Here is a 22,642-nt window from a genome sequence, read left to right as displayed (position 1 = left end):
TAACTGGTGTGTGGTAACAACAGTTTACCAGTGGATCTCAGGCTTTTTCATTTACCATCCAAAACTATGGGACAGCAGTGGGCTAATGCCGGTTTTTTTATATCTGAACGAACCATTACACTTCGTAAGGGTTACGCAAAATAATCGTTTCAACACGATCAGGTCCAGTAGAAATGATATCTACAGGCGCCTCAATTAGCACTTCAATACGCTTAATATAAGCAACAGCAGCTGCTGGCAACTCATCGATTGATTGAGCACCAACCGTACTTTCACTCCAGCCCGACATAGTTTCGTAAACAGGTTCCACCACTTCGTAGTCTTCACTACCGCTTAGGGAAGTAACCAAATTACCTTCAGAGTCCTTATAACCTACACAGATATTAATTTCATCCATGCCGTCCAAAACATCTAACTTAGTTAAGCAAAGACCGGAAACAGAGTTAATTTGAATCGCATGTTTCAACGCAACCGCATCAAACCAACCACAACGACGGGAACGCCCGGTTGTAGAACCAAACTCATGCCCACGCTCTGCTAAGCCCTCACCCACATCACAATGAAGCTCCGTAGGGAAAGGCCCACCCCCAACTCGAGTTGTATAAGCCTTCGTGATACCCAATATGTAATCTAAGTACAACGGACCAAAACCACTACCCGTAGAAGTACCGCCAGCAGTAGTATTAGAAGAGGTAACATATGGATAAGTACCATGATCAATATCTAATAATGATCCTTGAGCCCCTTCAAACATAATATTCTTGTCTGCCTTTCTCAAGTCATGAAGCATCGCTGTCACATCAGCAACCATAGGTGCAATCTGCTCACCCATAGCCAACGCTTCATCAAGAACAGTCTGATAGTCAACCGGCTCAACTTTATAATAATGCTCAAGCTGGAAGTTATGATACGCCAAAACCTCCTTCAACTTAGCCGCAAAGCGCTCTTTATCCATAAGGTCAGCCAAACGCAAACCACGACGAGCAACTTTGTCTTCATACGCAGGACCTATACCACGACCTGTTGTACCAATTTTTGCCTCACCACGCGCAAGTTCTCGCGCCTGATCCAATGCAACATGATAAGGGAGAATAAGAGGACAAGCAGGGCTTAAGCGCAAACGCTCACGTACAGGAACCCCTGCATCTTCAAGACCTTTAATCTCTTTCAACAGCGCTTCCGGCGAAAGCACTACACCATTACCAATCATACACACGACATTGTCGCGTAATATCCCCGACGGAATCAGGTGCAAAACAGTTTTTTCACCGTCTATAACCAACGTATGCCCAGCATTATGTCCGCCTTGAAAGCGAGCGACTGCTGATGCTTGGTCTGTTAGCAAATCAACGATTTTGCCTTTACCTTCATCACCCCATTGGGTACCCAGAACGACTACGTTTTTGCCCATTGCTGCCTACTTGAGATTACTTAAAAAATTTAATACAAGTTACAGATCACTAACGATCCATTCACCATTACACCGCACTAACTGAGCGGTACACTTTGCTGCCGATTCAACACCAGACAACGCATAAATCACACAAACACCCTCTGAACGGAGCTGTTTCACTTTATTTAAAAGCGAAGCATCTTCCTCAACTGGCGCCAAAACTACCTCAAGACTCGAAGCAACCTCTTTAGAGAGCTCAACCAGTCTATGCAAATCAGCACTAAAACCCGTTGCAGGGCGCGCACGACCAAAATCTCGGCCAATTTCATCATAACGACCGCCTTTAGCAATCGCTTGCCCAAACGCTGGGGTATACGCAGCAAAAACAACACCCGTGTGATAGTTATAACCACGTAATTCACTCAGATCAAAATATTGATCCAATTCAGGGAAACGTAACGCAATACGATCAGCTAATTGCTGCAAATACTCAATTGCATCGAGTACGCGCTTCGGCGCTTCAGCAAATAATGTACGAGCACGAGAAAGCACTTCTACACCACCGTTTAAACGTGGTAACGCTAATAAACACTGAGCAATGATAGGCTGCGCATCTAAGGAGGCTACAAACACTTCTAATTCTGGCAAAGCCTTACGGCTTAATATATCTAGATACTGATCTTGCTGCTGGTCAGTCAGCTCAGCTATCTCCATTAACCCAGTAAACACACCTACATGACCTAAATCTATACTCAGCTCATGCTCAAGACCTACTACCTGCATAGTCTCAACCATAAGAGAGATAACCTCTACATCACTCTCAATACCTGAGTGACCATAAAGTTCAGCACCAATTTGCAGAGGATTACGTGAAGCTAAGGGCTGTGCTGGCATAGCATGAACAACAGGACCAGCATAACAAAGACGTGTTGCTCCCGATTCACGCAAACGGTGAGCATCTATACGTGCAACTTGAGGCGTAATATCTGCACGTACACCGATCAAATGGCCACTCATCTGATCCGTAGCTTTAACCGTATTGAGCTCTAAATCACGACCAACACCAGTAAGCAGAGATTCTAGGTGCTCAAACAAGGGAGGCATAACGAGCTCATAACCCCAATGTTCGTACAGATCCAATAGACGCCTACGTAAAATTTCAACGCGACGGGCTTGCGAAGGAAGAAGTTCTTGCACACCTTCCGGTAGCAGCCAACGATCTGCCAATGCCATGTGGTACTCCGTATATCTCAAAAAAAAACATCACACCGGGCAAATACCCGATACTTCAATAAATCTTTAATGAACTAGGTAGAGAAGAAAAACCCCTAGTAGCATACTGCCAAGGCCGATAAAACGCAGAGATCGGTCACTGACAAGCGCAAGCTGCTGAACAAGATTGCGCCAACGCTGCGGATAGAGGAATGGAATAATACCTTCGAGTATAAGCATCAAGCAGAAACCAATCACCAAACCATCAACTAATTCAGATGACACTACTTAATATCCCCAATCTTATCACACAAAAAAACCGGGCTTTAACCCGGCTGCCGTATTCTATCACGGAATCAGGGGAATGCCTTCCCCTGAACCGTTTTTTTGTGCATTTTTACATCAACATTTCTTAACGTACACTAGGCTGCCCCATGTACTTAAAGAAATCGCTATCAGGCTTTAAGACAAGCACATCGCCACTTTGAGAAAATGACTCGCGATACGCCTGCAAGCTACGATAGAAAGAGTAGAACTCTGGGTTAGCTGAATAGGCTTTAGAGTAGTTATTTGCCGCAACCGCATCACCCTCACCGCGAAGCTCTTCAGATTCACGATAAGCTTCAGCCTCAATAACCGTTCTTTGACGGTCAGCATCCGCACGGATACCTTCCGCTAACTCTTTACCACGAGAACGAAGCTCACGAGCTTCAAGCTCACGCTCTGAACGCATACGTCCATAAACTGATTCAGATACCTCTTGCGGTAGATCAATACGTTTAACACGTACATCAACCACTTCAACACCAAATTCCTGGATCGCTATTGAACTCAACTTATTAGTCAGTTCACGCATCAACTCTTCACGCTCACCTGACACAACCTCAGTAACAGTACGCTCACCAAACTGATTACGTAAACCTGTATCAACACGGTCAGACAGCAATTGGGCCGCTTTCAGTGCATCACCTGATGTAGCCGTATAGAACTTTTGCACATCTGATACACGCCATTTAACAAAAGAATCAACGATCAAACGCTTTTTCTCTAGCGTCAAATACGCTTGCGGACGCGTGTCCAACGTTAAAATACGCGAATCAAATTTACGCACTTTATTCATAACCGGAATTTTAAAGTGCAATCCCGGAGCAACATCAGCCTCAGAAACTTCACCAAACTTCAGCAATACTGCACGTTCAGTTTCTTTAACAATATAAAGAGAGCTTTGAGCCAACAAAACAACAACAGCCAGTAAAGCTAGGCCTACCATAGATTTAGATTGCATTATCGACCCTCCCTACGTGTACTCTGTCTTATACGAAGCTCATCCACCACCTGATCAGTCACTTCTCTCAAGCTTTGACTATCTAGACGAACTGGCGAATTAGCATCTGCCGATACCGGACGATTCTGCATAATCTTATCAAGCGGTAAATACATCATGTTATTACCACCCTCAACATCTACAAGAACCTTAGGATTAGCAGCAAGCACCTCCTGCATTGTATCTAAATACAAACGTTCACGAGTAACATCAGGAGCCTTTTCATACTCAGTCAACAATGCCGTAAAACGCTTAGCATCACCTTCAGAGCGGGCAACAACCTGCTCTTTATATGCACTTGCTTCTTCTAACACACGCTGCGCCTGACCACGAGCCTCTGGAATAATACCATTCGCATAAGATTCAGCTTCGTTTTTAACACGCTGCTCATCTTCTCGCGCCTTGATCACATCATCGAATGCATCTTGAACCTGGTTAGGTGCTTTAGCCTCTTTAATATTGACCTTAGATATACGCAGACCTGTACCATAATCAGCCATATAACCCTGCAAGCGTTCCTGCACTTGAATAGACAGCTGCTCACGACCTTGGGTTAAGATTGAATGCATATTGGTAGAACCAACCACATGACGAAGTGCAGATTCTGCAGCATTAGAAAGACTCGCTTCAGGATCTCTAACGGTTAGCACAAAACCTTTGGCGTCAGTAATAACGTACTGAACCGTCATTTCAACATCCACAATATTTTCATCTTTAGTCAACATAAGCGCACGATGATCACGCGTACGTACACGCGTTACGTTTACTTTTTCAACCAGATCAATTAACGGCGGATTCCACTGCAAACCAGGGCCAACAGTATCGTTATACTTACCTAAACGTAGCACTACACCTCGTTCTTGCTGATCGACGGTATACACCCCCATACCAGCCCAGATCACGATAGCAATAAGCGCAATAATCCAGAACAAGCCAGCACCACCCGAGGGGGTGCTTGAACCACCGCCATTTCCAGTACTACGTTTACCAGAACCACCAAAAATACCACTCAGCTTATCTTGTAATTTCCGTAACGCCTCATCTAAGTCTGGCGGCCCCTGATCTCCACCACCTTTATTGCCCCCACGGTTGTTATTACCACTACCCCAAGGATCTTTATTATCATTATTACCAGGCTCATTCCAAGCCATATGCCACTCCGTATAAACAACTAGTTAGCTAAATTAAAACACACAAATTCAATAAGTATTATTCGATTGATATTACTCAGCCCTTCGCAATACCCGAAGTATTCACAAAACAGCTCCAGCAATCAAATTAAATCAATAAGGATTGACCTCCATTGGGAAACAACGTTCCCGAGACATACCCAACCGACTCAAAATTTGTAACATATCTTTCTTTTGTATACGTACTTCAAGAACAATAGACCCTTTATCATCCATTTGCTCCGAAAGCACCGCACCGCTTTCATATAACTTTGCTCTAAACTGCCCTTCGTCTGGCTGCAAAGAGACACGATCATGATAAACATCATCCGCAAGCAACTCATTCACAGCCTGAAATAACAGGTCATGACCTACGCCTGCAACAGCAGAAAGCCACACTCGAATGGGCTTACCTTCTTCATTACGATCAATTCTTGCTTCACGCCCCTCAAGCAGATCTATTTTATTATAAATCTCAAGTACAGGAACCTCATCAGCACCGATTTCACTTAAAACGTGTTCAACTTCAGTTATATGCTCGTGCCTGTCATCATCATGACAATCAATAACATGTAACAGCAACGTTGCTTCAATCGTTTCTTGCAATGTTGCTCTAAATGCTTCAACTAACTTATGCGGAAGGTGACGAATAAAACCAACAGTATCAGCTAATATCGCAGATCCAACATCTTCAATTTCTATACGGCGCAATGTAGGATCAAGCGTCGCAAAAAGCTGATCAGCCGCATAAACCTCAGAGGCTGTAAGAGAATTAAACAGTGTGGACTTACCAGCATTGGTATAGCCAACCAGCGAGAGTGTTGGGACTTCGGCACGTTTTCTTGAGCGCCGCCCTTGATCTCGCTGTTTACGAACTTTTTCTAAGCGCTTATGAATAGACTTCATACGTGCTCGAAGCAGACGCCGGTCAGTCTCAAGCTGGGTTTCACCTGGACCTCGCAGACCTATACCACCTTTTTGTCTTTCTAAGTGGGTCCAGCCTCGAACCAAACGAGTCGACATATGATCCAACTGCGCTAACTCAACCTGCAGTTTCCCCTCATGAGTACGCGCACGCTGAGCAAATATATCCAATATCAGCCCTGTACGATCCAGCACTCTACATTGAATTTCATGTTCAATGTTTCGTTCCTGAGCAGGGCTCAAAGCATGATTAAAGATCACAACCTCGGAGTTGTGATGATCAACCAATACTTTTAGCTCTTCAAGCTTGCCCTGACCAATAAAGAACTTAGGGTTCGGATGCCCAAGAGACCCGGTAAGAAACTCAACCGGATCTGCACCCGCTGACAATGCCAGCTCTTCGAGTTCCTTTGGACTTTCTTGGTCAGCAGCAGCTGCCAAATTCATGTGTACTAATATGGCGCATTCGCCACTCTTCGGTCGCTCAAAGAACAATTATTATCAGTCCTCAGCTTTCATTTCGTCAGCAGCTGGTAGTTTTACAGGGCGTGCAGGTACAACTGTAGAAATTGCATGCTTGTAAACCATTTGACTAACTGTGTTTTTTAACAGAATGACAAACTGATCAAACGATTCAATCTGTCCCTGCAATTTAATACCATTTACCAGAAAAATAGAGACCGGAATGCGTTCCTTACGTAACGCATTTAAATAAGGGTCTTGTAACGATTGCCCTTTTGACATTTTGCAAACTCCTTCCCAAGAAATATTTTATATTTTGTCGTTATAGTATTACTGACGGCGCGCAATTCGCCTCACTGTAGCCGAATTACAACTAATATACGGCAGTTTTTCAGTCCAGCATGACATTATATAATGCCACCATCCACTAATTTCAAGGCATTAGATAATAGTTTTGAATCATGAGTGTCCATCCAAGTAAGATTTTCCCAACTTCTCAGCCAAGTAACCTGCCTTTTTGCTAGCTGACGCGTAGCCACCACACTTTTGAATTTCATAGTCTCAAAATCCCAAGTCCCGGCAAAATATTCCCACACCTGTCTATAGCCAACACACCGAACGGCGGGCATTTGCAACGTTAAATCGCCACGATCCCACAACCCTCTAACCTCATCAATAAAGCCTTGATCCAGCATAAGATCAAATCGTTTTTCTATACGTTCATGTAGTTCAGAGCGATCTTTAGGCATTACCGCCATAGGAATAATAGAAAAATCAGGCTGTTGGGCTTTTTGCTCTGCCCAGAGCTCACTCATGGGCCGACCCGTAATCTCATACACCTCAAGGGCACGCTGCAAACGCTGCGAATCATTTTTATTTAAGCGAGCTGCAGATTCAGGATCAACTTCAGCTAAACGGCTATGGATACTTTCCCAACCACTAAATTCAGCTTCTTTAAGGATGCGCTCCCGCACCGCGACATCAGCCTTCGGCAAAGAGGCTAACCCATTCTTTAAGGCATGAAAGTACAGCATAGTCCCCCCAGTCAAAAGAGGAATTTTTCCCGCTGATCGAATTTCTTCAATTTGCGTTAAAGCATCACAACGAAATTCAGCCGCTGAGTACGCATCAAGGGGGTCACATATATCAATTAATTGATGCGGGTAACGCGCCAACATGGCAGCATCGGGCTTTGCCGTACCTATATCCATTCCTTGATAGATCATAGCGGAATCAACACTGACTATTTCACAAGGCATATTATCGTAAAGCTGCATGGCAAGATCAGTTTTACCTGAAGCCGTAGGCCCCATTAAAAAAACAACCGGTAAATTACTCAAATTATCCTCAACTACTGCCCACGCATAAATAATTTATCAAGATCGTTCATCGTCATTTGACTCCACGTAGGCCGACCATGATTGCACTGTCCACTACGCTCTGTATTTTCCATATCACGCAGCAGCGCATTCATCTCAGGTATGGTTAGCTGCCGATTTGCTCTCACAGCCCCATGGCAAGCCATAGTTCCTAGCAACTCGTTAATATGTTGCTCTATTCGCTTACTTTCACCATAGACCAGCATGTCTGATAACACATCACGAATAAGCTGCTCCACATTACCTTTAGCTAAAGAAACTGGCACTTGGCGTACAACAATTGTTTCTTCACCCATACGTGCTAATTCAAAACCTAAACGCTTAAACGTGTCTGCATACTCTTCAGAGCAATCAGCTTCACGCTCACTTACAGCAAGACTCAAAGGCACCAACAAGGGCTGAGAGCGCACGACATCTTCCTCGTAAGACTGCTTCATACGCTCATAAACAATACGCTCATGGGCCGCATGCATATCTACAACAATTAAACCTTGCGCATTCTCTGCAAGGATATAAACCCCATGCAATTGAGCAACCGCATACCCCATGGGAGGACATTCCTCCTGAGCTTCATCAATTTCACCAGTCTGCTGAGCACTATCAGGGTGTAGCGCAGCATAGCCAGCTAACTGATCATTAACCAGCCCCTGCGATGGTGGCTGCGAATAACTAGATCTATATCCAGAAGAAACGGCGCCTTCTCCATAGCGAGTTGGCGACCGTTGAGTAAATGCCATTCTCCCTTGCTCATGCGACGGCTCTTGCACAGCGACAACCGGTTGTAATCCCTGCTCAAAACCTACATTTTCAGCCGTTCGTTCACCGCCCAATTGATCTTGTGGCCGCATATCTGCAATTAATCTATGCAAGGTTCTGAATAAAAAATCGTGCACTAAGCGACTTTCACGGAACCGAACTTCATGCTTGGTTGGATGGACATTAACATCCACTAAGGAAGGATCAAGTTCCAAATAGAGAACATACGCAGGGAAACGACCATGATAAAGCACATCAGCATAAGCTTGCCTCACAGCATGAGTAACCACTTTATCTTTAATCATTCGACCATTAACAAAGAAATACTGCAGATCCGCCTGACTACGTGAGAAGGTAGGTAAGCCAACCCAACCCCACAACCTTAGCCCTGATGCCTCAGCAACAACATCAACATTTAAAGCGTTATCAATGAAGGCCGAACCACAAATATTAGCGACTCGCCGCTCTTGCTCTAGCTGACTATCAGCCTGTCGAAGTTGATGAATCACCTTTCCGTTATGTCGTAACTGAAAAGCCACATCAAAACGACTTAACGCAAGGCGTTTAACCACTTCATCTAGATGGCGAAATTCTGTTTTCTCTGTTTTAAGAAATTTACGACGGGCAGGTGTATTAAAAAAAAGATCCTTAACTTCAACCGTTGTCCCTTCTGGATGGGCAGCAGGCTCCGTTGTAGCCTCCATATCACGCCCTTCTGTCTGTACCTGCCAAGCATTCTCTTGTGAGGCCTGCCGAGAGGTCAATGATAAGCGAGAAACCGAACTGATACTGGCTAAAGCCTCGCCGCGAAAGCCCAAACTTCCCACCGACTCCAAATCCTCCAGCACCTGTATTTTCGATGTTGCATGCCGACTAAGCGCTAATGGCAAATCCTCTTTATCTATACCGGAGCCATTATCCCGGACACGCATTAACTTAACACCGCCTTGCTCAATCTCAACATCAACCTTACTGGCACCAGCATCAAGACTGTTTTCTAAGATTTCTTTTATAACTGAAGCAGGACGCTCAACAACCTCCCCCGCTGCTATCTGGTTAGCTAAACGTGGTGATAGCAAATGAATACGTGACATTAAAAATCCTTTAACTTGCGGGAATTCTTAGAACTTGACCAATTTTGATCGTATCATTTTTAAGGCTATTAACCTTACGAAGCGATGCCAACGAGACACCATTTTTTGAAGCAATAACGGAGAGGGTATCACCTCGTACAACTTTGTAGCTACGAGCATCCTTTACTTTACGCTGTGCAATAAGCGTTAGAGCCGGCGGCTTCCGTTCAAAATGCTGAACAATACCTTTGTAGACCGCATCAGCCATCTTTTTTTGATAGCTACGCGTCTTTAACTTAGCCGCTTCTCCAGGATTAGAGATAAAGCCAGTTTCAACCAATATAGAAGGAATATCAGGCGATTTCAGGACTACAAAACCAGCCTGTTCAACATAGGACTTATGCATACGAGCAAAACGCTTAATATTAGTATGAATCCCTTTAGCTATTGAGCGACTATCTTCTCTGCTTGCGGTCATCGACATATCAAGTAATACACTGGCTAAAACATTATCTTTATCATCTAAGCTAACGCTACCCACACCACCAATCAGATCTGCACTATTCTCTTTACTTGCCAACCATCGCCCCATTTCACTACTCGCCCCTCTCGAGGAGAGCACCCAAACAGAAGCACCTCGGGCTCTAGGATCTTTGAACGCATCCGCATGAATTGAGACAAAAAGATCTGCATTATGTTTTCGTGCCGCCGACGTTCGTCCACGCAAGCTAATGTAATAATCCCCGGTACGCGTCAACTGACCTTTGTAACCCGGCGTTTGATCTAAACGTCGCTTCAACTCTTTTGCTATCGCAAGTACAACATCTTTCTCTCTAACTCGCCCACTCCCAATAGCACCTGGATCATCGCCCCCATGCCCAGCATCAATAGCGATCACAATATCTCGACCAGCTACCGCCTGCGGTTTAGCCGTTTTAGTCGCTTTAACTAAGGACGCTTTTTCATAAAGATCCAAGACCAAACGGTGACCATATTTTTGATTAGGTTTAAGTTCAAAACTCTTCGGGCGCACAGCATGTTTGAGGTCCAACACCAACCTGAGTGTTTTACCATTTTTACCAGAACGAATACGCTCAACCGGACTTTTTTCAAGACCTAAGCGCTCCAAATTTGCCGTTAGCTTCGTATCCTCAATATCCAAAACGATACGTTCAGGGTTATTTAAGGTAAAAACCTTATGTACAGCAGGCCCCGAAAGATCAAAAACCAAACGAGCATGATCCGGTGCAAGCCATATACGTACCTTTTCGACTTCTGCCCCTTGAACAAAAAAACTGCCCAACGATAGGGCCGCACAAAATAACCAACTGACTACCTGTCTATACTTCGTTATCTGCATAAAGCCCCAAAAAACCCCTTCACAAAAAGCAAAACACCCTAACCCAACTTATGACTCAGCATCGAATCGTTTAATCAATAAGCTTATCGGCCATTATCTGACCTAATTCAGTCTGCGGCGTCCAGCTTAACTGCCGACCATACCCCAATAGCTCTATCTGTAACACTAAATCGGCTTTCGGCAACATACCACGACCTCGATCTGGCCATTCAACCAAGCACAATGCATTTTCATCAAAATAATCACGAATACCCAAGTATTCTAGCTCTTCAGGATCCGACAAGCGGTAAAGATCGAAATGATAGATATGTTTACCGTTAATTTCATAAGGCTCCACCAGCGTATAGGTAGGACTCTTAACGGAGCCTTGATGACCGGCCCCTCTAATAACACCACGGCTTAAGGTGGTCTTACCCATACCCAAATCACCTAATAAAAAAACAACGCCCCCATTTTCTGCAGCTTGGGCTATTTTGTAACCAAAGGCGACCATGGAATCTTCATCAGGCAATTCAATCCGATACTCTTTACTCATATTGACCATTTATCACTTTAGGAATCGTTAAAAAAAGATCGGACGCCAACATACCAATCTCCCCTTGAGACTGAGCAATATAATCTGCTGCTGTCGCATGTACATAAACAGCGATACGGGCCGCATTTTCAGGGCTCATCTTTTGCGCCATAAATGCTCCACAAATACCCGATAATACATCACCCATTCCGCCGACAGACATCCCTGGATTACCAGCAGAACACAAATAGCTCGCATCACCCGCCGACACCAGCGAACCTGAACCTTTTAACACTACAGCGCCACCACAAACAATCTGCAACCTTTCAACCGCATCAAAACGGTCCCGCTCTATATCATTCACGGTTTCACCCAGTAAGCGCGCAGCTTCGCCCGGATGGGGTGTACATAGCCATTTATTACGCTGTTTCAGCTCAAATTGACTAAATAAATTCTTACCTACCATCAAATTCAACGCGTCCGCATCTAGCACCATAGGCTTACCAGCCCCTAAAGCGGTGAAGAGCATCTGTTCAGCCCAAGCGTTCTGACCAAGCCCTGGCCCGGCAATAATAACATCCACTTTATCAAGTAAAGGTTGCAGTTGAGCGCTTGAATCAACCCCTTTAACCATAATCTCTGGACAGCGACTTAACGAAGCCCGCACATGTTCAGAGCGTGTAGCCAGTGTGACTAAACCAGCCCCACTTCGCATGGCTGCTTCTGAAGCTAATAGAGCAGCCCCGCCCATACCGTGGTCGCCACCAACAACTAATAAGTGACCAAATCGCCCCTTATGTGATGACTTTGATCGAGGCGGCAAACACTCACCGAGATCCTCTTCTGTTGTTCTAAAAAGATTAACAGGAACCGCTTCATAAACCTCATCAGGCACCTTGAGGTCATCAAACAACAGTGTTCCACAGTAATCAACAGCCTGACCCGTCAACAGGCCCCGTTTCATGCCAATAAAGCTTATGGTGATATCAGCATGGACCGCCACACCCAAAACCCCTCCAGTGTCAGCACAAAGCCCTGAGGGAATATCAACTGAGACAACAGCTTTAGTGGAAGCGTTAAACTGCTCAATCGCAGTGTAAAACAAACCATGAACCTTACCAGAAAGCCCTGTGCCTAACATAGCATCAACTAATAGACCGCCACGAAAACTCATACCTGGCCTATAAAGCTCATAGCTAGGATAGATCGATTGCAGTTGCTGCCACGCCGCTAACGCCTCACCTTTAAGTGTTAAAGGAAAGCGTTCATCCCCTACACAAATCAGTTGAACATCAAGCCCTTTCTGTTTAGCCAGCAACGCAACAACAAAACCATCACCCCCATTATTACCTGCACCACAGACTATTGTAATTGCAGTTACATTTGGGAAACGATCTAGCATTTCAGCAAAAACAGCGTGACCCGCCCGCTGCATAAGGCGGATACCTGGAATACCAAATTCATTGATTGCCGTACTATCCAGCACACGAGTTTGTTCCGCTGTGTATAATGTCGCCGGAAGAACCGCTCTGTTTACAGACATCGCTCGAACCAATTATTTATGTAACGTTATGTTTTTAGAACATTATGAGGAATCTTCCCCGTAAAGGGCAAGCCTGAATATATGCCAGATAAACCATCAGATACACTAGCAACACTCGCACAGAAGATAAAAAGCTGGGCAAAAGAGCTAGGTTTCCAACAATGCGGTATCACCGATTGCGATCTGAGTGCGGAGAGAGCCCATTATGAACAGTGGATCGAAGCGGGATATCACGGTGAAATGGCGTACCTCAACAATCATTTAGACAAACGTTTCTCAGCTGAGAGTTTACTCCCTGGCACGCAACGCATTATTTGTGTACGGATGGATTACCTTCCACCAGATACTGCAGCTGTAGACCGGCTTGATGATGGTAAACATGCGTATGTATCTCGTTATACCTTAGGTCGAGACTATCACAAACTCATTCGTAAACGTCTAACTCAGCTGGGTAAAAAAATAGATGATGAAGTAGGGAACACAGTCTTTCGAGCCTTTGTTGACAGCGCCCCTCTACTGGAACGCCCTTTAGCGGAGAAAGCAGGTCTCGGCTGGCGTGGAAAACATACACTTATCCTTAACCGCGAAGCGGGTTCCATGTTTTTCTTGGGCGAACTTCTGATCGACCTTCCCCTTCCTATAGATCAACCTAGTACGGAAGAGCATTGCGGGAAATGCACGGCCTGTTTAGATGTATGCCCAACACAGGCCTTTCCCCAACCGCATCTGCTTGACGCACGAAAATGCATCTCTTATTTAACAATTGAACTAAGCGGATCTATTCCAGAAGAGCTCCGCCCCAAAATGGGTAATCGCATCTTTGGTTGTGATGATTGTCAATTGATCTGTCCTTGGAATCGATTTGCCGATTTCACTCACGAACAAGACTTCCATCCTCGACAAAAGTTAGACAAAAGCGAATTAATTGAGCTCTTCAACTGGGATGAAGCCACATTCCTGAAAAAAACTGAAGGCTCCGCTATCCGTCGAACAGGCCATATTGGCTGGCTAAGAAACATTGCTGTTGCTTTAGGTAATAGTGATGGCGGGGAGAATGTTATTAACGCACTGAAAGCAAAGCTATCCCATAGTTCAGAGATCGTACAAGAACATAGCTTATGGGCACTCAACAGGTTAGCGACTAAAAGGACTGAAGGGGCATTGCCAATCCACACCCACTCCCGTCGAAATAAGATCAAATTCTAAGAAAATAGATTTACAGCTTAATAAAGTGCTCTCGATAATACTTCAGCTCATCAATAGAATCACGAATATCGTCTAAAGCTAAGTGAGAGCCTTTTTTAACAACACCAGCAGCAACTTCAGGTTTCCAGCGTTTAGCTAACTCTTTCAGCGAGCTGACATCCAAATTACGGTAATGGAAGAAAGCCTCTAATTCAGGCATATATTTATCAAGGAAACGGCGGTCCTGACCTATACTATTACCGCACATGGGGGACTCACCCGCGGCCACATACTGCTTCAAGAATGCAATAGTTTCCTGTTCAGCCTGAGCCTCAGTGACAGAACTATCTTTTACTCTCTGAGTTAATCCAGACTTACCATGCTGATTAGTACACCACTCATCCATTCCGTCCAATAGCTCATCACTTTGATGGATAGCTAACATAGGCCCCTCAGCCAATATATTCAGATCAGAGTCTGTAACAACCGTTGCAATTTCAATAATTACATCAGTTTTCGGCTCCAAACCGGTCATTTCTAAATCAATCCAGATCAAATTGCCCTTATTTTCCATTAAAAACCTCCAAAGTTGACGCAGGCACTGCACTTTCCCTTAGAATACCTTACCTTGGGCAGGTAAACAGGCCTTATTATTCTATTAAAATCATAAAATCGGGGATATTTAGTGATTCAGTCGCTACTCTTTAAGAACATACAGCAACTAAAGGCGTGTCACTAACAGCCTATGACAAAACGTAAACTTACTCGCCGTCAAAGCTGGCGCATTCAAAAGATTCAAGACGAACGTACTGCTCGTGCGTCCAAAAAAGACGCCACAATTGAGCAACAGCTCGATAGTAGCGAATTAGGTCCAGAACAACATGGGCTTATTATTTCCCACTTTGGCCGTACTGTAGATGTAGAAGCGTCTGAAGGTGAGCATAAGGGAGACATAATCCGCTGCCATATGCGTACAAATTTAGGTCAGCTTGTTACTGGCGATCGCGTCATCTGGCGTCAAGGCAAAGATACCGGAGTCGTCGTTGCCAAACTAGAGAGAAAGAGCGAACTACTTCGCCCTAACCCATACGGAGAGATGAAGCCTGTAGCCGCAAACATTGATTTTATCGTTATTACTGTAGCCGTAGAACCAACGCCCCATGCAAATTTAATTGACCGCTATCTCGTTGCCGCAGAATTAAGTGGTATAGAGCCAGTTATCTTGCTGAATAAAACCGATCTACTTAATGCTGAAAACCGCGAAAAAATTGAAGCTATGCTGCAACGCTACCGAGATATAGGCTACGAAGTATTACTCGCGTCCACCTCTCAAGAACAAGGGCTTGCAGAGCTTAAGGCTAAACTTGATCAGAGAATCAGTGTATTCGTTGGCCAGTCAGGTGTAGGTAAATCCTCACTAATTAACGCACTCCTACCCGGTATAGATCTAAAAGTCGGCGATCTATCAGAACAGACTAAGAAAGGTCGACACACGACAACCACCGCTCGCTTATTTCACTTTCCCGATGGTGGTGACCTAATAGATTCCCCAGGCATCAGGGAATTTGGCTTATGGCACATTGAGTTGGATGACGTTATAAGTGGCTTTAGAGAGTTAAAACCACTTGCAGGTCTATGTAAATTTCGTGATTGTAATCACGAAAAAGAACCTGGGTGTGCGCTGAAAAGCGCGGTCGAAGATGGCACAATTAGCGAGCAACGCTGGAAAAGCTACAAATATATTCTTTGCTCTATTAAGGAGCAAAACAGTTAAATGCAGTTAGAATTATAAATAATCAGCAAACAAAGGCGTAGTAGAAATGTCGAATTTTCCATACGGTGCAGAGTCTTGGGTTAGCTACCTAAAAGACCGCCCTTTGCCTGTAAGAAACAGTGTACTTCGCCGACTACAACGCAAGTTACGTGATGCTTCAGTCCCCTTACAAGATCTGAAAAAGATAATAAAATTGGATCCTGTCCTCTCTTTGCACATGGTACGTAAAGCCGCTGAACTTCATAACAAGGTCGACTCAAAAGTCACAAGTCTTGACCATGCTATTAGCTCATTGGGGCTAGATAATATTGCAGCGGTTTCCGAAACAATAACCCCGCTAAGACTAAACCCTTCAAGCGTTGCGCAAAAAATGTACTTCCGCTATATATCAGTTAGCCACCATGCAGCCTCTCAAGCTCAAGCTTGGTTAGCGCGAAAAAGTACACTATTTGCAGAAGAAACCTATCTGGCTTCTCTCTTTTATGGCGTAGGGCATTGGTTTCTCTGGCAACATGCAGCCTTACATATGAGCCAAATTCAGATAAAGATACGAGAGGAACAGATCGACGTAGTCTTGGCTGAAACCGATATTCTCGGCTGCACTGTGCAAGAGATATCCCGCGGTCTCATTGAGAGCTGGGGGATTTCAGAATTAGCTGTCACCAGCTTAGAGCATGAAACGTCCCCCAATAAGAAAACCTTGGCACAACTCCATCAAAGAGCATTAGGCGATCCACGTTTAAGTGCAGAGAGCCTTCGCGAAATCAACCATCTAGTACAAGAGAAGTTTTTCCCTGTAAAACTATCCAACTGGATAGCATTAACGACCAGTTTCGGCTGGAACAGCACCAAATCAATGAAAATAATCGACATTATTAATGATTATTTAAAAGCTGAAATTGCAGAAACGACCAATAGTTTACATATGACCTGCGCCCATTCATCACGCACATTTCATGTAGCAGGTACTATGGCTCTCGCTGCAGAGATGCTATTACTTCCATCAAACGAAACGATCAACTACCGCATATCTTCTAAAGAAGAAAAGCTACTTTGTAGTTTAATGCCAGCCATCAGCCCCACTATTATCGAGCCTTCCTCTCCCAAAAAACGCAACACTTCAGCGCCTAACACAAAAACAAAACCCGAATTTTTAGACAAATTTCTTTATGACCAAATATCTGAGCGTTTTTCAAAAGGGTACGATGCCTATACTCAACCTAAGCACATTCTACGCGTACTGACTCAGGGATTAAACAAAGGTCTAGGGTTTAATCGTGTGGCGCTATTACTCATAAACCATAAAGCTCGCTCTCTCAAAACAGCACTCAGCGTTGGCTTTACCGATGAGCACCCTATCCATAGCTTTAAATATGATCTTGAAGTCCCGAGTCTTTTTAAAAAGCTAAGAGATAAGCCTGCCTGCATCTGGATAAAGCCAACCAACAAAGAGCAGCTGCTGCCTATGCTACCGGAAACTTATCACAACTGGGGAAGTCCCAACGGCTTCTTGCTCATGTCCATATTCTCTAACAAAGCACCACTCGCTATTATCCATGCAGATTATGATATGGCAGGCACCGAAATATCTGAATTTCATTATGAGCTATTCAAACACTTATGCTCTGCGGCAACCGCCAACTTACAAAAAATAAAAACCTAGTTTCAATAATTACAGCAGGTTGGTTTGTTATAAATATCCATATAACCCGCTTTCCAGCGCTAAACCAACCCAGTATTATCCTTTTTTCTAATCAGTTTTTGGAGCGACCACAATGACACTGCCCCTATTGATTGAGGCTTCTGAACTACATCAACACCTCAATAATCCAGATCTATTAATTGTTGATCTCTCTAGCGAAGAAAATTATTTAAAAGGGCACATTCCAAACGCTATTAATCTATCACCCTCCTCTTTACTTTCTGGACAGCCTCCTGTTCCGAACAAGCTGCCATCTAACGACCAACTCCAACAACTATGTAAGGCAATAGGCTTAACAGAGAAAAGCCTTGTAGTCGCATATGACGATCAGAAAGGAGCGCTGGCAGGCAGATTTATATGGAGTTTAAATATTATTGGGCACAACAACTGCTCAATGCTTAATGGGCAGATAACCAGCTGGACAACAGAAGCACTTCCGCTTGAAACAGCAGTTAATCAAGCAAAAGCTTCCACTTACAAAATTAGTATCAACCCAAAACTAATCGCTGACGTCGAGTTTATAACCCAACATCTACAAGACCCGAATCTAGCTATATGGGATGCCCGAAGTTACCCAGAATATACTGGTGAAAAGGTGATCAATGCCGCAAAAGGAGGGCATATTCCAGGAGCACACCACTTTGAATGGACAGATTGCCTTATTAGCGAAGATAATCTTCGGCTTAAACCAGCTAATACATTATTAGCTGCACTTAAAGAACAGGGCATAACCCCAGAGAAAACAATCATTACACACTGCCAAACACATCGCCGCTCTGGCTTAACCTATTTCGTGGCACGCTACTTAGGTTTCAAGGATGTTCGCTGCTACGATGGCTCATGGTTTGAATGGGGTAATCTACCTGACACACCTGTGGAGAAATAATGAAAAAGCTAAAAGAAACGCTGTTTATTCTTTTTCAGCATATTGTACCTCAGCACCTTTTATCTAGACTGGTCGGAAAAATCGCTGACAGTACAACCCCTTGGATAAAAAACAGCTTTATAAAGTGGTTTTGTAATAACTACCAGATCAATATGACGGAAGCTAAGGAAGAGATTGCCACAAACTACCCTAGTTTTAACGCTTTCTTTACCCGAGCGTTAAAAGATGATGTTCGACCTATTGACCAAACACCGGGGGTTATTACAAGTCCTGCCGATGGCGCATTTAGCCAATTAGGTAAAATCGAACATGGACGAATCTTTCAAGCTAAAGGACACGCTTACGGCTTAACCACCCTTTTAGGTGGTGACCACGAGATAGCCGCTCCTTTTATCGATGGCGAGTTTGCCACTATTTACCTCTCTCCACGTGACTACCACCGTGTACACATGCCTATTGCTGGCACACTAACCCACACAACCTATGTCCCTGGTGATCTATTCTCAGTAAACCAAACAACGGCGGCAGGGGTAGAACAGCTATTTGCTCGCAACGAAAGGCTGATTGCTCATTTTGAGACCGAACATGGCCCTATGGCAATGGTATTAGTAGGTGCAATGATTGTAGCTGGAATAGAGACGGTATGGTCGGGCCAAGAAGCACCCCGCCTAAAAGCGCCTGAACACAGATCATTCAAGAATGAAACAATCCCACCTATCAAGCTTGAGAAAGGCGCAGAAATGGGCCGTTTTAAACTGGGTTCAACGGTTATATTATTATTCGGTAAAGACAAAATCAGCTGGCAAACAGGTCTAGAGGCAAACAGCCCCATAAAGCTGGGCGAAGCTATAGGTTCACAAAACAACGAATCAAAGAATCTGAATTAAATAACCTTAAAATATGTCTGCTGTTCTCAACTATTTTTTGGCGTAGACTGAGTACCTTAAACGATTACCTACAGGTATAAGAGTTACAATGAACAACCTACTAACCTTACTTGAAGAGAAAAAAATTCAACTTAACGCCGATAAAACTCGCGTATTAAATAGTAGCGGTAAAAAAACGCAGGTTATTCCTCTTATTCACCAACGCGTTCTTTCCATTAAAGGTCCTGAGACTGAAAAATTCTTACAAGGACAACTGAGCTGTGACGTTAACAACGCTTTCAAGACAGGCAGCTCACTAGGCTCACACTGCAACATCAAAGGGCATATGTTAAGCCTATTTCGTCTACTTAAAGCAGGCAGTGAAGAAGCCTGGCTACGTATGAGCCAGGATATTTTTGAAAGCGCGACGGCGAACCTGCAAAAATATATGATTTTTTCCAAAGCTGAAGCTCAAGCAATTAGTCATACAATCTCAGGAATAGGCTTAGTCGGCCCAGGTGCTCAAACACTCATAGAACGCTGGTTTGGAAATAGCCCAAGTGAAACAAATAGTATCATCTCATTAAGTAACGGCCTTATTGTACGTGTTCCTGGAGATCGTTTTGAAATATGGATGGACGATGATGCAGTAACAGAGATAGTACGTCAGTTACCGGAAGAGGTTGGGATTGGCTCAACTAATGATTGGATCCTCAGTGAGATAGATGCTGGTATCCCTGATCTTAGAGCTGAAACCCAAGAAGCCTTTATTCCTCAAATGACAAATTTCCAAGTTTTCGCTGGCATTAGTTTCACTAAAGGTTGCTATACGGGCCAAGAGATCATTACCCGCTTACAGCATCGCGGACAGCTAAAAAAGCCTATGTATCTTGCTGAAGTATCAACTGATCAAGAACCGCAAGTAGGAGAAACAATCTCAGCACCCAATAAACCTAATGCGGGACGCGTTGTGCTTTCCGCTCAATGCGGTGAAAATAGATATAGAATCTTAGCCGTTATTGTGAAAAATTTAGCTGAGGAAGGCGCTTTATCACTGCATAACCAAGCAGTAGAGTTAAAAACACTCCCTTACACATTAGATCCCAAGCTTTTTCTCCCCAAATAAAAGTGCTCAATTAAATACCAACAGTTGACCTTGCCGTCAAATAGCGAGACACTTCTAGTATGGGATCAAACAACGCAAAGGGAGATGCGCGGGGATGAAGCGAACAACGAACACCCCGACTATACCATTACTACTTATCGGTATGACCGCAATACTTAGTATCCTGCTGCTTCTCTATATTCATGTCATCTCAAAAAGCACTAGCCAAAAATATGTTCCTTGGGTTGATGCCTCCATTGAAATAAAATTAGAAACAACCCTATCCCATCTTTGGTTCGAAGAAATTCTATCAGGTGATAGCGTTCGCTCCATCGACTCAGTCTATCATCACATCACTATGGCTAAGTGGTATGCCACAGCCATACTCGATGGCGGCAAAAATGATCAAGGCACTTATTACCCACTAAAAAATGCAGAGCTAAGGGCAAAAGTTAATAAGCTACTCTACTCTTTACAAAAATTTCATAATATTACAACCGTTCGCTACCAATTTCCTGACAAAAACTCAAAATCAGATCAGCAACTCGATGCTCTATTTGTTCAGATTATGGAAGACGCAGACCTGCTTGAAGTCGAATTAAAACAACATATCGCATCTGAAAACCATTCACAAAATGCACTTTTGTTTATGTTATTTATTGCGATATGCTTTATGTGCTTTATTTCTGCTTATTCAGTTTGGCGCTTTACCGATAATAGAACGCGTTATCTCAAACAATTATCCTCCGCCCATCATCAAATATCAGAACAATATACCCAGCTAAAAACCCTTGCTCATACAGACCAACTAACGGGAATCCCTAATAGAAAAATGCTAGAAACATTTGCTAATCAAGCGCTTAGCAAAGTAAACAGAGGAGATAAATGGCTATCCGTAACCTTCATAGATTTAGACTTTTTCAAACCAATTAACGATCAGTTTGGTCACAATGTAGGCGATAAAGTTCTTGTTAACTTTACTAAGGCCATCAAAGCTCAATTAAGAGAGGGAGATATCTTATCTCGCTTAGCGGGCGATGAATTTATTCTTCTTATCGAAGCAGACAGTGAAACTCAGCTTCACGAATCACTAAATCGCATAATTACACGTGTGCAACAGCAATTATTACAACCGATTTTAACAACACCCGTAGATATACATGTTAGATATAGTGCAGGATCCGCCGTCGCCCCTACAGACTCCACGGATTTTGAAACCCTAGTTCATTATGCCGATATTGCCATGTATGACAGCAAGAAAAATGGCCGCGGGCAGCATCATTACTACAGTGAGACAAACAGCTACCAAGAAGAGTTAGCACTTGAGATTACTAAACCTGAGGCGGGAGCTGCCAGGTTATAATCGAACGCTTATGCAGCCTAAGATATTCATTCGCTTGACTAAAGTGCCTGCAACCAAAAAAACCTCGGTAAGAAGAGAGCGGCGATGGGTGTGGCGCCTTAAGCACTAAATGTCGATCTGTATCAATACAACCCCCCTTCTTTTGCGCATAACTTCCCCACAAAAGAAAAACAACATGTTCACATCTATCATTGATAACTTGAATGATTTTATCAGTGAAATGCTCCCAGCCCTTGCCTTGATGAGAACCGGCTGCACCCTGCTCTACCGTCAGTACACTATTCAGCAACAGAACACCCTGCTTAGCCCAACTTTCTAGATAGCCATGGGAAACAGGCTCAACACCCAAATCGCTCTTTAACTCTTTATAAATATTTACCAATGAGGGAGGTATTTTCACCCCAGGCTGTACGGAAAAACACAAACCATGGGCCTGTCCAGGCTGATGGTAAGGGTCCTGCCCCAAAATAACGACTTTCACATCATCAAGCGGCGTTAATTCCAAAGCATGGAACCAATTAGACGAATGGGGGTAGATCACTTTCTGTTGATCTTTCTGCTCTTGTAAAAACTGTTTCAACTTCTGCATATAGGACTGATCGAACTCATCAGACAATACATTCTGCCAGCTTTTCGCACGCTCTAAGACCAT

21 protein-coding genes are annotated in these 22,642 nt (G+C 43.9%); 7 read left to right on the top strand and 14 right to left on the bottom strand.

The window, feature by feature from the left end:
• Positions 1 to 115 precede the first annotated feature (115 nt).
• From A3774_RS08105 to A3774_RS08050, 12 genes are all read right to left on the bottom strand, one after another.
• On the bottom strand, positions 116 to 1,411 hold the full coding sequence (locus A3774_RS08105) for an adenylosuccinate synthase (protein ID WP_067865953.1): 1,296 nt from the start codon (positions 1,409 to 1,411) through the stop codon (positions 116 to 118).
• 39 nt (positions 1,412 to 1,450) lie between these two features.
• Positions 1,451 to 2,626 carry an ATP phosphoribosyltransferase regulatory subunit gene (locus A3774_RS08100; protein ID WP_067865951.1) on the bottom strand — a complete coding sequence of 392 codons (1,176 nt, stop codon included), beginning with the start codon at positions 2,624 to 2,626 and terminating at the stop codon, positions 1,451 to 1,453.
• A gap of 66 nt (positions 2,627 to 2,692) precedes the next feature.
• Entirely contained in the window at positions 2,693 to 2,890 is a 198-nt protein-coding gene (locus A3774_RS08095) for a DUF2065 domain-containing protein (protein ID WP_067865948.1), read from the bottom strand.
• A gap of 127 nt (positions 2,891 to 3,017) precedes the next feature.
• A complete protein-coding gene (hflC, locus tag A3774_RS08090) occupies positions 3,018 to 3,890 on the bottom strand; it encodes a protease modulator HflC (RefSeq protein WP_067865947.1) in 873 nt (290 codons plus the stop codon).
• On the bottom strand, positions 3,890 to 5,080 hold the full coding sequence (gene hflK / locus A3774_RS08085; protein ID WP_067865944.1) for an FtsH protease activity modulator HflK: 1,191 nt from the start codon (positions 5,078 to 5,080) through the stop codon (positions 3,890 to 3,892). The genes hflC and hflK overlap by 1 nt, the downstream gene beginning before the upstream one ends.
• 132 nt (positions 5,081 to 5,212) lie before the next feature.
• The gene (hflX, locus tag A3774_RS08080; RefSeq protein ID WP_075107935.1) at positions 5,213 to 6,517 is read right to left on the bottom strand and encodes a ribosome rescue GTPase HflX; all 1,305 of its coding nucleotides are present in this window, start codon (positions 6,515 to 6,517) and stop codon (positions 5,213 to 5,215) included.
• Positions 6,518 to 6,523: 6 nt separating this feature from the next.
• Positions 6,524 to 6,766 (bottom strand): RNA chaperone Hfq, encoded by a 243-nt coding sequence (gene hfq / locus A3774_RS08075; protein ID WP_067865939.1) that lies wholly within the window; start codon positions 6,764 to 6,766, stop codon positions 6,524 to 6,526.
• A gap of 125 nt (positions 6,767 to 6,891) precedes the next feature.
• Positions 6,892 to 7,797: a tRNA (adenosine(37)-N6)-dimethylallyltransferase MiaA gene (gene miaA, locus A3774_RS08070; protein WP_067865935.1), complete on the bottom strand. Its 906-nt coding sequence runs from the start codon at positions 7,795 to 7,797 to the stop codon at positions 6,892 to 6,894.
• A gap of 38 nt (positions 7,798 to 7,835) precedes the next feature.
• Positions 7,836 to 9,713: a DNA mismatch repair endonuclease MutL gene (gene mutL, locus A3774_RS08065; protein WP_067865933.1), complete on the bottom strand. Its 1,878-nt coding sequence runs from the start codon at positions 9,711 to 9,713 to the stop codon at positions 7,836 to 7,838.
• Between the two features lie 10 nt (positions 9,714 to 9,723).
• Positions 9,724 to 11,052, bottom strand: a complete 1,329-nt coding sequence (locus A3774_RS08060) for an N-acetylmuramoyl-L-alanine amidase (RefSeq protein ID WP_067865930.1) — start codon at positions 11,050 to 11,052, stop codon at positions 9,724 to 9,726.
• A 70-nt stretch (positions 11,053 to 11,122) separates the two neighbouring features.
• Entirely contained in the window at positions 11,123 to 11,587 is a 465-nt protein-coding gene (gene tsaE, locus A3774_RS08055; RefSeq protein ID WP_067865928.1) for a tRNA (adenosine(37)-N6)-threonylcarbamoyltransferase complex ATPase subunit type 1 TsaE, read from the bottom strand.
• A complete protein-coding gene (locus tag A3774_RS08050; protein ID WP_067865925.1) occupies positions 11,580 to 13,109 on the bottom strand; it encodes a bifunctional ADP-dependent NAD(P)H-hydrate dehydratase/NAD(P)H-hydrate epimerase in 1,530 nt (509 codons plus the stop codon). Before A3774_RS08050 ends, tsaE begins: the two co-directional genes overlap by 8 nt.
• An 81-nt stretch (positions 13,110 to 13,190) precedes the next feature.
• On the opposite strand from A3774_RS08050, the gene queG reads away from it, so the two are divergent.
• Positions 13,191 to 14,315 carry a tRNA epoxyqueuosine(34) reductase QueG gene (queG, locus tag A3774_RS08045; RefSeq protein ID WP_067865922.1) on the top strand — a complete coding sequence of 375 codons (1,125 nt, stop codon included), beginning with the start codon at positions 13,191 to 13,193 and terminating at the stop codon, positions 14,313 to 14,315.
• Positions 14,316 to 14,325: 10 nt separating this feature from the next.
• Here queG and orn read toward each other — a convergent pair whose 3' ends face one another.
• The gene (gene orn / locus A3774_RS08040; RefSeq protein ID WP_067865919.1) at positions 14,326 to 14,868 is read right to left on the bottom strand and encodes an oligoribonuclease; all 543 of its coding nucleotides are present in this window, start codon (positions 14,866 to 14,868) and stop codon (positions 14,326 to 14,328) included.
• 171 nt (positions 14,869 to 15,039) lie between these two features.
• Between orn and rsgA the strand changes: the two genes are divergently transcribed.
• The 6 genes from rsgA (at position 15,040) to A3774_RS08010 (ending at position 21,990) form a co-directional block, all read left to right on the top strand.
• The gene (gene rsgA / locus A3774_RS08035; protein WP_067865915.1) at positions 15,040 to 16,068 is read left to right on the top strand and encodes a small ribosomal subunit biogenesis GTPase RsgA; all 1,029 of its coding nucleotides are present in this window, start codon (positions 15,040 to 15,042) and stop codon (positions 16,066 to 16,068) included.
• 46 nt (positions 16,069 to 16,114) lie between these two features.
• On the top strand, positions 16,115 to 17,731 hold the full coding sequence (locus A3774_RS08030; RefSeq protein ID WP_067865912.1) for an HDOD domain-containing protein: 1,617 nt from the start codon (positions 16,115 to 16,117) through the stop codon (positions 17,729 to 17,731).
• Between the two features lie 112 nt (positions 17,732 to 17,843).
• On the top strand, positions 17,844 to 18,656 hold the full coding sequence (locus A3774_RS08025) for a sulfurtransferase (protein ID WP_067865907.1): 813 nt from the start codon (positions 17,844 to 17,846) through the stop codon (positions 18,654 to 18,656).
• Entirely contained in the window at positions 18,656 to 19,543 is an 888-nt protein-coding gene (asd, locus tag A3774_RS08020) for an archaetidylserine decarboxylase (protein WP_067865904.1), read from the top strand. Before A3774_RS08025 ends, asd begins: the two co-directional genes overlap by 1 nt.
• Before the next feature lie 88 nt (positions 19,544 to 19,631).
• Positions 19,632 to 20,648 carry a CAF17-like 4Fe-4S cluster assembly/insertion protein YgfZ gene (gene ygfZ, locus A3774_RS08015; protein WP_067865900.1) on the top strand — a complete coding sequence of 339 codons (1,017 nt, stop codon included), beginning with the start codon at positions 19,632 to 19,634 and terminating at the stop codon, positions 20,646 to 20,648.
• A 94-nt stretch (positions 20,649 to 20,742) separates the two neighbouring features.
• On the top strand, positions 20,743 to 21,990 hold the full coding sequence (locus tag A3774_RS08010; protein ID WP_067865898.1) for a GGDEF domain-containing protein: 1,248 nt from the start codon (positions 20,743 to 20,745) through the stop codon (positions 21,988 to 21,990).
• Here A3774_RS08010 and ung read toward each other — a convergent pair.
• Positions 21,959 to 22,642 (bottom strand): uracil-DNA glycosylase, encoded by a 684-nt coding sequence (gene ung, locus A3774_RS08005; RefSeq protein ID WP_067865979.1) that lies wholly within the window; start codon positions 22,640 to 22,642, stop codon positions 21,959 to 21,961. The genes A3774_RS08010 and ung overlap by 32 nt on opposite strands.

Origin of the sequence: Neptuniibacter marinus (genome assembly GCF_001597725.1) — a bacterium.
Lineage (GTDB): Bacteria > Pseudomonadota > Gammaproteobacteria > Pseudomonadales > Balneatricaceae > Neptuniibacter > Neptuniibacter marinus.
The sequence above is the reverse complement of the archived record's forward strand: the minus strand, read 5'-3'. Positions and strand labels throughout refer to the sequence as shown.